The organism is Carnobacterium sp. AT7 (assembly GCF_000171855.1).
GTDB classification, from domain to species: domain Bacteria; phylum Bacillota; class Bacilli; order Lactobacillales; family Carnobacteriaceae; genus Carnobacterium_B; species Carnobacterium_B jeotgali.
The window spans coordinates 1-12748 of the sequence record NZ_ABHH01000021.1; the positions used below are offsets into that span (position 1 = coordinate 1).

The window sequence follows — 12748 nt, forward strand, 5'->3', positions numbered from 1 at the left end:
AATAATATCTCTAAACCACGATATTCTATTTCCTTCAGAATCATCTTCGACTTTTTTAGTAATGCCTTCTTTGTATGCCCAGTGAGCCGCAACACCATACTCAGCTACTGCATGCATTTCTTTTGTTCGGATCTGAACTTCGATAGGCTTACCATATTGGCCAATAACTGTCGTATGAATAGATTGATACATATTTGATTTCGGCATAGCAATGTAATCTTTAAATCTACCAGGCATCGGTTTCCAACGAGTATGAATCGCTCCTAATACGGCATAACAGTCTTTAATTGAATCAACAATAACACGAATTGCTAATAAATCGTAAATTTGATCAAATTGTTTTTTCTGATCGCGCATTTTGCGGTAAATGGAGTAGATGTGTTTCGGTCTACCAGTGATATCGGCTGTTATATTTAACTCTTCAACGGACTCTTGAATTTTTGAAATAGAATCAGAGATATAAGCTTCTCTTTCTTCTCTTTTAGAATTCATTAAATGAACAATTCGGTAGTACTGTTGAGGATTTAAATAGCGCAACGAAGTATCTTCTAATTCCCATTTAATTAAATTAATCCCTAAGCGATGAGCTAACGGAGCGTAAATTTCAAGTGTTTCATTAGCGATACGTCTTTGTTTTTCTGGTCTATGAAATTTTAAGGTCCGTAAATTATGCAAACGGTCAGCTAATTTAACCATAATTACTCTTAAATCTTTTGCCATCGCTAACAACATTTTACGATGATTTTCTGCTTGTTGTTCTTCATGAGATTTAAATTTAATTTTTCCTAACTTGGTAACACCATCTACTAGCATAGCAACTTCTGGCGAAAACTCTCTTGAAATATCTTCAAAAGTATACTCAGTATCTTCTACAACATCATGAAGAAATCCAGTTGCTACAGTTACAGGATCCATTTTCAATTCAGCTAAAATACCCGCAACTTGTATGGGGTGGATAATGTAAGGCTCTCCTGATTTTCTAAATTGATCTTTATGAGCATTTGTAGCAAAATCACAAGCCTTTTTGACAAAAGCCACATGACTGCTATTCATGTAAGTAACGGTTAGCGCAATTACTTCTTGTGCAGTGTAATCTTTATTTTTGGGCATCTTGTCACCTTCTTTTCATTTATCACTAATTTAAGCCTCATTATTCTTTCTTATTTCAACTCGATTAGTATAAAAATAAGCACTCCAAATGGGTGCTTTAAATACTGATTCACCCTATATTATACTCATATTAATGATTAATTTCAATATAAACTCAAAAATCAAAAAATTATGAAAAAAAGAATGCAAGTCACATCAGACTCGCATTCTTTCTACTTTATTTATTCAGTTATTTCATATACGAGTTAGAACCCAATTAACCTTTTACGATTGCTACTCCATTTGAAGAACCTAAGCGAGTTGCTCCTGCTTCAATAAATTGGTGAGCATCTTCAGTTGTACGAACTCCACCACTAGCTTTAACGCCCATGTCTGGTCCAACAGTAGCACGCATCAATTTGATGTCTTCAAGAGTTGCTCCACCAGTTGAAAAACCAGTAGATGTTTTTACAAAATCAGCTCCTGCTTTTTTAGCAAGTTCACAAGCTCTTACTTTTTCATCATCTGTTAATAATGACGTTTCAATAATAACTTTAGATAACGCTTTTCCTTTTGAAACAGCTACAACACTTTCAATATCACTTTGAACTAAAGCGTCGTTTCCACCTTTGAGCGCGCCAATGTTGATAACCATGTCTACTTCAGTAGCACCATTCTTAATCGCATTTTCTGCTTCAAAAGCTTTAACTTCAGCTGTATTAGCTCCTAAAGGAAAACCAATAACGGTACATACGGCTACATCTGTACCTGCTAATAATTCTGCTGCTTTTTTTACCCAAGTTGGATTTACACATACAGACATAAAGTTATATTCTGCTGCTTCTTCGCAAAGTGTGATGATTTGTGCTTCTGTTGCTTCTGGTTTTAATAATGTGTGATCAATTGTTTTATTTAATTCTACTGTCATTTTATATCCTTCTTTCTTATAGTGATGATAGCATTTTCATTATACCTGACTTTTCAGTCTGGGACAAAAAAGAAATTTCTCATTTATACATTAACTCAAAGTGATACGACGTCGCTGCTAATGCATACAATGGAGCAGTTTCTGTTCTTAAAATTCTAGGACCTAATGCACAAGGCAAAAATCCGCTCTCAATAAAGGCATCAACTTCTTCTTTAGACAATCCGCCTTCTGGACCAAAAACAATTAATAATTTCCCACCAGCAGGCAATAGTTTCAACCCTTTAACGAAATTTTGGTCTTCACCTGCTTTAGCACTTTCTTCATAGGCAACTAAGCACACATCAAATTGATTTTTCATTTCAACAAGTTGCTTAACTGAAGAAAGCGGTTGAACGGTCGGTATTTTTGTGCGATGAGATTGTTCCGCTGCTTCTTGAGCAATTTTTTGTAATCGCTCGGTTTTCTTAGCGGCTTTTTTCGCATCCCACTTTGTGATAGAAAAAGAACCTGCAAACGGGATAAAGGCATGAGCGCCTAATTCGGTTCCTTTTTGGATAATCAAATCCAGTTTATCTCCTTTAGGCAATCCACTAGCAATTGTTACTTCAATCGGTAATTCTTGTTGCCTAAGGTCATCTTCTACCCAATTCAATAAAACATCTTGATCTTCTATTGCATTTATTTCAGCAATAAAGGCTTTTTGATCTTTGGTTACAAGGTAGACACGATGACCAACTTTCATCCGCATCACTTTTACCATGTGATGAAAACTATCTCCATCAATTGAAATGGTTTGATTTTGATAGTCTGTTAAGTCATCTTTTAGAAAATAACGCTGCATCTATTCATCCTCCGCTAAAGGTTTTTGAGCGACAATACTGCACCAGTCTTTCATTTGTTGCACTTGAATAATTGTAAAACCTTGTTTCTTTTGTTCTGAAAGAATCAGTTCTTTTTTATCTTCAATAATTCCTGACGTTAAAAATAGACCGCCTGGTTTCAATGCTTCATAAGCTTCTGGTATAAGAGGAACGATAATCTCAGCTAAGATATTTGCTACAACGATATCAGCTTCAATCGTTACGCCTTTCAACAAATCATTGGCTTTGACAACTACATCTTTTGCGTAGTCATTTAAATTGATATTTTCAACAGCTGCTTTGACCGCAACATCATCTAAGTCATACGCATGGACATGTTTAGCGCCTAAAGCTTTACTTGCAATGCTCAATACTCCTGAACCTGTCCCCACATCTAAAATCGTTTCATTTCCACGAATATAGGTTTCTAGAGCTTGTAAGGAAAGAATCGTCGTTGGATGCGTACCTGTACCAAATGCTAAACCTGGATCTAAGCGAATCACACGCTCATCCGCATGTTGCACTTCGTAATCTTCCCAACTTGGGACAACGGTTAAAAAGCGGGTCACTTGCAATGGACGGTAATATTTTTTCCAAGCGGTTGCCCAGTTCTCTTCCGTTACTTCTTCAATTTTCAATCTATTTGGGGCAATCGTTAAACCAAAACTCTCTAAAGCTTTGATTCTTTGTTGAATGCCAGGAACCAATTCAGGTAAAAAAAGCGTGTCTGGAAAATAAGCTTTGATAATAACGCCTTCTTTAGAAAAGTCGGCTTCATCTAAGGCCCAGATTTCACCAAAACCATCATCCGGTGTATTTAAAAAATCTTGTCTGTCTTCAATCGCAACTCCTTGCGAGCCAGATTCAATCAGAATATTTGAAACAGCATCTACCGCTTCATTTGAGGTTTGTATTTGTAATTCAGTCCACTTCATTTTATCGCTTTGCCTCCAATTAACAATTTTCTTCGGTTAATTTAATATTTTGGATAAAGTAGTTTCTCTTCACTATATCGATTGATATCTTTCAACGTTTTAATTGTTCCGTCAAAATTCAGATCATTCCAGTTTAATTCAAATTCTTCAATTGCTGGATCAGTAGCAAAATCTAACAAATCAGATTGGCCTTCTGTTACAACGATGCGCAAGGTTTTAAGTATGGCATCAATATACCCTTTTTCGACACCCATTTTAAAATCAAACGGAAACGCTTTTAAATAATTATCCATTTGAATCTTTGATTTCTTAGGGTCAAAGAAACAGATTGCGTCTTCAAACTGAATGATTTCATTTTGTGTAGCTGTTCCTTCAATATCTTCAATAATAATATTATTTTCTTTCTGTTCTGCAAAAATTGAAAAATATACCTCAATAACATGCTGTTTTTTATTCCATTCTAATTTCCAATCAAATTCAAAATCACTTTCTTCTAACGCTTCACCTAAATAATCTACTAGTGTTTCTTGTGCCATTCTTTTTCGCCTCCATTAATTTGTTGGTTCATCCCAGCCGAAATCTGCTTCAATTTTACCTTTTTTTCTTGACACATATGGATTTCCTGCAACAGTATACCGAAGCGGCGCATCCGTCCATTTCCCTTTATTTGGAATGCCAATTCTAGGCGATACTTCAATTTTCTTAGGGCTTTTTCTTGTGTCGACATCAATTCTTAAAGGAGGATCCCAGGCAAGTGTGCCGTCATCCAACTTAGTGATGTTCATTGCCTTTGTTAATTTACCAGGGCCATCGGTTACTACAAAACCAGCTTTCCCTCTCCGTTCAGCCATTAAATCCATACCTGTATAAGGTTCAATAGCTCGAATTAAAATTGCTTCTGGTTTTCCTTCTTCTTGAACAACGACATTCAACATTAGATGAGTGTGCATACTATAGATGTAAATCGTTCCTGATTCTTTGTACATAGATGCTAAACGAGGCGTCTTCTTTAACCCATAACTATGAGCCGCTCCATCTATTTCGCCTAAATAAGCTTCCGTCTCAACGATCCAACCCGATGTCACCCCTTCATCAGTTTCTTTGATGACTAAACATCCCAATAAATCTTGAGCTATTTCTTCTGTTGTTTTAGTATGATCTTTCCAAAAATCCAATTTTATTCCTCTTTCTTGTTTTGTTCATTTTTAGTGATTGTTTCTTCAAGTTCTAGTATACAATAAAATAACACTTAGATAAAAAGAAAGTCATTTTTAAGATTGATAATTAAATAAATCACTTTGAAATTTTCATTGTGTTTAATTTATAAATTTCTCAAACTATTATTTTTCGCCGACTTGAATATTAGTAACCTTTAATGAATGTTACTTCCCCTTCATCAGATGTTGGTGGTTGGAAATTTTCGTAATATTGAGCTGCAGTTTGTTTGTCTAACATAATATCATTAGGATTCTTTCCTTTTCGGTCGGAAATTCTTTGCAAAGTAATTTCTTTAGGGGTAACGATTACAATGATCTCTGGTTTTATTCCGAATGGAACCAGCATATTTCTATATTCATCACGCATTTCACGTGACCAAAAGGAATAATCTAGAACAACATTTTCATTTTTTGTAATTAGTGCTTTTAACTTTAGATCAAGAACCGTTTTGATTTCATCGTAAACATCAGGTGGCAGTGGGTGAACTGTGAGTCCTCTATTAAATGACTCTACATCATAAGATAAACGAACGAATCCTTGTTGTTTTAACATCTGAGCATAAGTCGACTTTCCTGATCCTGCTGTTCCACACATGAAAATAACTCTGCTTGTTGAATAATATGGCTCTTTCATCTGAAATACCTCCATAGTTTATAGTTCCCTTCAAGGATCGTTCATCTGTCCGATTATTAAATTTTTAATACTTAAACTTAATCTCGGATTAACGAAATTCATCTTGGTGCTTTTCGAAAAAATTATAATAGGTTTGAATATTTTCTAACTGTGACCGTTTTTTCATGCCTGCTAATTCTGAGTCTAGGTCATAAAAATTTTAACTTTTCAGAAATGATATTTAATATCTGTAGTTTTCCCATAATTATTTCTCCCATAAAGAATCGTAATGGAATCAAAATTAATTCTTTCTAAACTGTGTTTGACCAAAGTTTGAAAGGGATAAAAAAAATCATAGATTGTTTGTTTGATTTTGAGGAAAAAGTCAACTTTTGTTTCTATATTAGGAAATGAAATTGAACTTAAATAGTTCATAATAATTTCCTTTCTAGAACATCTTCAATTTAATTATCATTATGAAGGAAGATTATTATGAAGTAAACTAAGTATCCTTTTTGTTGTTCTTATTTAGATCATGTACAACAATAGTGCTTTTCATTTGATGCTGCATTAATTTTTTATTTTTTTAGATACACAACCTAATATTTACGACAGTTAAAAAGGTCCTCTCCAACAATTGGAAAGCACCTTTTATAACAATTGTTTAGTTCATTTCAAACGCACCCGTGTAAAGTTGGTAGTATTCCCCTTTTTGAGTAATCAATTCATCATGAGATCCTCTTTCAATGATACGTCCTTGTTTCATTACCATGATGGCATCTGAATTGCGAACCGTTGAAAGTCGATGAGCAATAACAAACACCGTTCTCCCTTTCATCAGCGCATCCATCCCACTTTGGACAACCGATTCTGTCCGTGTATCAATACTTGAAGTAGCTTCGTCAAGAATCAAGACTGGCGGATTCGCTACGGCTGCTCTAGCAATTGCAAGTAATTGTCTTTGTCCCTGAGAAAGTGAACCGCCATCGCCCGTTAATTCAGTATCGTAACCATGTGGCAATTGTCTGATAAAGAAGTCGGCATTTACTAATTTTGCAGCTGCTTCCACTTCTTCATCACTAGCATCTAAACGTCCGTAACGAATATTGTCTTTTATCGTTCCGGTGAACAAATGCGTATCTTGTAGTACAATGCCTAATGATCTTCTCAAATCATCTTTCTTGATTTTCTTGACATCAATCCCATCATAAGTGATGGCTCCTTCTTGAATATCATAAAAGCGATTAATTAGATTGGTGATCGTTGTTTTCCCAGCACCAGTTGCGCCAACAAAAGCAATTTTTTGACCTGGTTTTGCAAATAAATTAATGTTGTGAAGAATCGTTTTATTGGTATTGTATCCAAATGTAACATCTTTAAAACGCACATCACCCGTCAATTCTTTATAGATAGCTTCCTGAGCAGCTGTTGTTTGTTTCCAAGCCCAACTACCTGTACGTTGACTAGCTTCCTCGATTGTTCCGTCAGCTTGTTTAGTGACATTGACTAATTCAATTGTTCCTTCATCTTCTTCAGGTTTTTCATCTAACAAATTAAAAATACGTTCTGCACCCGCTAAAGACAAAATAACTGCATTAAACTGTTGCGAAATTTGAGCTACTGGCATGGTAATACTTTTTGTAAACTGAACAAAAGATGCAACACTCCCTACTGTTAACGCTGTAAGTCCCGTAATCGAGAGAATAGCTCCGATCACTGCGGTCAATAAATACATAAAATTTCCAATATTTGCCATAATTGGCATTAAAATATTTGCATACGTATTTGCTTTCGTCGCATTTTCTCTTAGTTCCTCATTTAATTCACTAAAATCAGCAATTGCCTCTTCTTCATGATTAAATACTTTCACGACTTTTTGGCCCTCAATCATTTCTTCCACGTACCCATTTAACGTTCCCAATGCTTTTTGTTGGATTGAGAAGTAAAGACCACTCTTGCTCCCAATTGTGCGAATCACAGCAACCATGATACCTACCATACATAAAACAAATAACGTCATTGGTATATTAATGATAAACATCGCAATAATAATCGATAAAATCATAATCAGCGAAGAAAAAATCTGTGGAATGGATTGGCTGATCATTTGTCTTAACGTATCCGTATCATTCGTATAATGACTCATAATATCACCCGTTGCATTGCTATCAAAGTAACGAATCGGCAAAGACTCCATATGTGTAAACATTTCATCACGAATATCTTTTAAGATGCCTTGAGACACTGTGACCATTGTACGGTTAAAGATGTAAGTGAATACAGCACCGGTTAAATACAATAGTGCCATCCAACCAATAATACGCGCTAAATCAGAATAATCAGGCGTTTGCTGAGTCAGCAAAGGCGCAATATAATCATCAATCAATGTCTTTGTAAAACTAATCCCAATCGCATTGGTTGCAGCACTAATGATGATACTGACCACTACGATGATGATGCGTAATTTGTATTGTTTCGTTGCATAAGAAAGAATACGTTTGAATATTTTTAACGGACTAACAGCTGGTCGCGTAATCGGTTTATTCTTCAACTATCGTCCCTCCTTTTACTTGAGAATCGTATACTTCTTTATAAATTTTATTATTTTTCAACAATTCGTCATGTGTTCCAATCCCATCGATCTTACCTTCTTCTAATACGATGATGCGGTCAGAATCTTGGATAGATGAAATGCGTTGTGACACAATGATTTTTGTTGTATTTGGAATTTCTTCTATAAATGCTTTTCGAATATAAGCATCTGTTTTTGTATCCACTGCACTTGTTGAATCATCTAAAATCAAGATTTTAGGCTGCTTTAATAACGCACGTGCAATCGTTAACCGTTGTTTTTGTCCACCGGATACATTTGAACCGCCTTGGTCCAGAACCGTTTCATAGTTATCCGGAAATCCTTGAACAAACTCATCTGCTTGGGCTAATTTAGCCACACGCTGAATTTCTTCTTTGGAAGCTTCTTTATTTCCCCATTTTAAGTTGTCGCTAATCGTTCCAGAAAACAACGTGTTTTTTTGCAATACCATTGCGATTTGATCACGCAAGGTCACTAAATCATAGTCTTTTACATTATGACCTGAAACATATACTTCTCCTTCAGTTGCATCGTAAAGTCTTGGAATTAATTGAATCAGTGAGCTTTTCCCACTCCCAGTTCCGCCAATAATCCCAATTGTTTCGCCAGATTTGATTGTAAAGTTGATTTGACTTAAATCAGCTTCCTCAGACAACTCATTGTATTTAAATTGAACATTTCTAAATTCAATCTCCCCATTCTCAATGGTCATTAGCGGGTTTTCTGGATTAGACAATGAGGCTTTTTCATTTAAGACTTCAGTAACACGCTCTACTGAAGCTTCAGAAATAACAATCATGACAAAAATCATTGATATCATCATGATGCTGCTTAAAATTTGCATCATATACGTAATAAAACTCGTTAATTCCCCCGTGCTCATTGTTCCGCCGACAACATATTTTGCTCCAAACCAATAAACGAGCAGTAAACAAGAATAAATTGCAATCTGCATAACCGGAGCATTAAGGGCCGTAATTTTTTCAGCTTTCGTAAATAGGTTTTTGATATCTGCAGAAGCTACTTTAAATTTTTCGATTTCTTTTTCTTCACGCACAAATGATTTTACAACCCGTACACCGTTAATATCTTCTTGCACAGTTTGATTTAATCGATCGTATTTTTTGAAAACTTTTATAAAATAAGGATGTACACGATAGATTAAGCCGATTAAAATAAATGCGACTATCGGAACAATAATTAAAATAGTTAACGACAATTTCAAATTCGTATAAGCTGCCATTGCAAACGCAAAGGCAATCATGAAAGGTGCTCGAATAATCGTTTTTAAAACCATTTGAAAAGCCATTTGAATATTTGTAATATCTGTTGTCAGTCTGGTAATCAGGCTTGATGAAGAATATTTATCAATATTATCAAATGCAAATGTTTGAATATTTTCGTAGATGTCTTGACGAAGATTTGTTGAAAGTCCTACTGCAGCATCGGAAGAAAATTTCCCGCCCAGTACTCCAAACAACATAGAAAAACAAGCCAACACAAACATTAGTGAACCTATTTTCAAAACATAGCTAAGATCGCCTGCTATCAACCCTTTATCAATAATTTTTGCCATGAGAAAGGGGATGAATATCTCAACAGCAACTTCTAATGCCATAAAAAGCATCGTTAAATAGGCTGGTTTCTTATATTGTCGCAAAGATTGCATTAATTTTTTATACATTATTCTTATCCTCTCCTTTTAATCGAGCAAGTATGCCTGCTCCATTAAATCATGAATCCGGTAAATTGTTTTTATTGTTAAACGCATCTCTTCTTCAGGAATAGCTTTTAAAACCTGACTATTTTCTTGATGAAAATCATGAAAAACTGTTTGATATAATGCTAACCCTTTTTTGGTTAACTGAATATTTACTACTCGCTTATCGTTTAGGTTTGATTCTTTTTTTATATAATTTAAATCTTCTAGCGTTGCGATGTTTTTTGTAACACTAGGTAACGTTACACCAATAGACTCAGCAATGTCACTGACACGTACCTCAGTTAACTCCTTTGATAAGTTATACAATGTTTTGATAATATAAACGTGTCTTTTTTGTAATTCAGGAGGTGGTTCAGGTAAGAACCGTAACGTTTGTTTGGCGCTAAAACAGGCATCAATATATTTTTCAGATAGATGACTATCCATGGCTTTTTCTCCTTTCAAATTAAGTTACTTAACATAGTTACTATAGGTAACTATGTTAGCAAAAAAAAGAATAAATAGATAGTTAAATCTACTTATTCTTTCAAAGTAATTTTATTTAGTCTTTATTTTCTTTTACCTAAGCTTGTTAAAAATTTAACTGTCTCTGGATCGTAATGAGAGAAAAACAAACTTTCTTTTTGGTTTAATCCTAGAATCGTTGCCATTTCTTCATCCGTCAATGAAAAGTTAAAGACATCAAAATTTTGAATCATACGCTCTTTTGTGACTGTTTTAGGAATGACCACAATATTCCGTTGAATCAAATACCGTAAAGCAACTTGCGCTACAGATTTGCCATAGTTCTCACCGATTTTTTTCAATGTTTCATTGTTAAAGAAATCATTTCTCCCTTCAGCGAATGGTCCCCATGATTCAATTTGAGTATTGTATTCTTCCATAATACTTTGAGCTTCTACTTGTTGGTTAAATACATGCGTTTCAACTTGGTTCACCATAGGTTTGATTTCGCTGAACTCAGCAATATCAATAAAACGGTCCGGATAAAAATTACTAACCCCAATGGCTTTTATTTTTCCTGCTCTATAATATTCCTCCATCGCACGATAAGTTCCATAGTAATCATTAAACGGTTGGTGGATCAAAACCAAATCCAAATAATCAGTTTGCAATTTTTCCATAGACTCTTCGATGGAAGCTTTTGCTTTTTCATATCCTGCATTTGAGATCCAAACTTTTGTTGTGATAAAAAAGTCTTCACGAGGAATTCCGCTCTTCTTCACAGCATTTCCAACAGCAGATTCATTCCCGTAGGCTTGTGCGGTATCAATTGAACGATACCCTACCTCAATGGCTTCACTTACAACACGTTCACATTCTTCAAGATCATTTACTTGATACACTCCATAACCTAAAATTGGCATTTTTATGCCATTTGCTAACGTAACTAATTCCATTTAATTGGCCTCCATGTTTTTATTTTACTTATTTCTCTATGAAAAACCAACAATGCGATGTGGAATATAGGGTTCTTCTAAAAATTGAACATCTTCTTGAGTAAGTTTAAAATCTACCGCAGCAACAGCTGTTTCTACATGTTCGAGTTTAGTTGCTCCAATGATCGGTGCAGCTACCCCCTCTTTTTGCAAGAGCCATGCAAGTGCTACATGCACTCTACTGACTTCATAACGTTCCGCTAGTTGTGCAACTCTTTCAATAATTTCAAGATCCTGATCAGCTGTTTTGTCATATTTAAGACGCGCTATCTTATCCGTGTCTGTACGTTTTGTCTGAATCGATAAATCTCGTGTCAAGCGACCTGAAGCTAAAGGACTATAGGGCGTCAGAGAAATTTTTTCTGATAAGCAATAAGGAATCATCTCGCGTTCTTCTTCACGGTAGATTAAATTCAAATGATCTTGCATAGATATAAATTTAGTCCACCCATTCCGTTCTGCTATATTTTGTGCTTTTTGAAATTGCCAAGCATACATTGAAGAAGCACCAATATATCTTGCTTTACCAGATTTCACGATATCATGCAGTACTTCCATCGTTTCCTCTATGGGCGTATCATAATCCCAGCGATGAGTAATATATAAATCAACATAATCGGTTTGCAATCGTTCTAAACTTTGGTCAATTTGAGAAAGAACAGCTTTTCTTGATAGACCTCCACCGTTTGGACCATCAAACATATGACCATGGACTTTTGTTGCTAATACGATCTCATCTCGATTAGCATACTCTTTTAATGCTTTTCCTAAAATTTCTTCACTTTTCCCAATTGAGTAAATATTCGCAGTATCAAAAAAATTGATACCCAGTTCCAATGCTCGTTTAATAATCGGGAGACTTTCATTTTCATTTAATACCCATTTGTGAATCCATTTTTCTGGATCTCCAAAACTCATTGCTCCTAGACAAATCCTTGAAACATCCATTCCTGTATTTCCTAGTTTAGTATATTCCATCTATTCACCCCTTAACTAATAATGAAGCTATCTCATAAGGTTCATTTTACTAAATGATGCTTGTTCTTACTACTCAAAAGCCTTTTCAATAAAAGTTACCTTATTAGTGACCAGGATACACCTTGAAGTGAACTTTAAGTCAAGTAAAAACAACTTTTTTTTAATGAAGAAAATTCAATATTCCTTGGACTATGTTAATCATAAAAGTAAAATAACTGAGTCGTCGATTGCTCAATTAAATTGAGTTCAGTTCCCACTTTTGCCCAATGTAGTTACTTTTTTAAAAACAGAATAAGACTCCCCTATGTTAGTGGACTTTGCATTAGGATAATCTGATTCCATATACCAGTGTCTATAATCTATTGATTGATGA

12 protein-coding genes are annotated in these 12748 nt (G+C 34.9%); all 12 read right to left on the reverse strand.

Annotation, left to right across the window (positions count from 1 at the left end):
- Positions 1–1110: RelA/SpoT family protein (locus CAT7_RS08470; RefSeq protein WP_007724455.1), on the reverse strand; the 1110-nt coding region annotated here is incomplete at its 3' end.
- A gap of 256 nt (positions 1111–1366) precedes the next feature.
- Complete coding sequence (gene deoC / locus CAT7_RS08475) at positions 1367–2017, reverse strand: deoxyribose-phosphate aldolase (protein ID WP_007724456.1); 651 nt, start codon at positions 2015–2017, stop codon at positions 1367–1369.
- A gap of 79 nt (positions 2018–2096) precedes the next feature.
- Positions 2097–2858, reverse strand: a complete 762-nt coding sequence (locus tag CAT7_RS08480) for a 16S rRNA (uracil(1498)-N(3))-methyltransferase (RefSeq protein ID WP_007724457.1) — start codon at positions 2856–2858, stop codon at positions 2097–2099.
- A complete protein-coding gene (gene prmA, locus CAT7_RS08485) occupies positions 2859–3812 on the reverse strand; it encodes a 50S ribosomal protein L11 methyltransferase (RefSeq protein WP_007724458.1) in 954 nt (317 codons plus the stop codon).
- Between the two features lie 41 nt (positions 3813–3853).
- Positions 3854–4348: a DUF3013 family protein gene (locus CAT7_RS08490; protein ID WP_007724459.1), complete on the reverse strand. Its 495-nt coding sequence runs from the start codon at positions 4346–4348 to the stop codon at positions 3854–3856.
- 15 nt (positions 4349–4363) lie between these two features.
- Positions 4364–4987 carry a DNA-3-methyladenine glycosylase gene (locus tag CAT7_RS08495; RefSeq protein ID WP_007724460.1) on the reverse strand — a complete coding sequence of 208 codons (624 nt, stop codon included), beginning with the start codon at positions 4985–4987 and terminating at the stop codon, positions 4364–4366.
- A 187-nt stretch (positions 4988–5174) separates the two neighbouring features.
- On the reverse strand, positions 5175–5663 hold the full coding sequence (locus CAT7_RS08500) for an AAA family ATPase (protein WP_007724461.1): 489 nt from the start codon (positions 5661–5663) through the stop codon (positions 5175–5177).
- A 643-nt stretch (positions 5664–6306) separates the two neighbouring features.
- Positions 6307–8193: an ABC transporter ATP-binding protein gene (locus CAT7_RS08510; protein WP_007724465.1), complete on the reverse strand. Its 1887-nt coding sequence runs from the start codon at positions 8191–8193 to the stop codon at positions 6307–6309.
- On the reverse strand, positions 8183–9919 hold the full coding sequence (locus CAT7_RS08515; protein WP_007724467.1) for an ABC transporter ATP-binding protein: 1737 nt from the start codon (positions 9917–9919) through the stop codon (positions 8183–8185). Before CAT7_RS08515 ends, CAT7_RS08510 begins: the two co-directional genes overlap by 11 nt.
- An 18-nt stretch (positions 9920–9937) precedes the next feature.
- A complete protein-coding gene (locus CAT7_RS08520; RefSeq protein ID WP_007724468.1) occupies positions 9938–10384 on the reverse strand; it encodes a MarR family winged helix-turn-helix transcriptional regulator in 447 nt (148 codons plus the stop codon).
- A 122-nt stretch (positions 10385–10506) separates the two neighbouring features.
- Positions 10507–11358 (reverse strand): aldo/keto reductase, encoded by an 852-nt coding sequence (locus tag CAT7_RS08525; RefSeq protein WP_007724471.1) that lies wholly within the window; start codon positions 11356–11358, stop codon positions 10507–10509.
- A gap of 36 nt (positions 11359–11394) precedes the next feature.
- The gene (locus CAT7_RS08530) at positions 11395–12375 is read right to left on the reverse strand and encodes an aldo/keto reductase (RefSeq protein WP_007724472.1); all 981 of its coding nucleotides are present in this window, start codon (positions 12373–12375) and stop codon (positions 11395–11397) included.
- Positions 12376–12748: the final 373 nt, after the last annotated feature.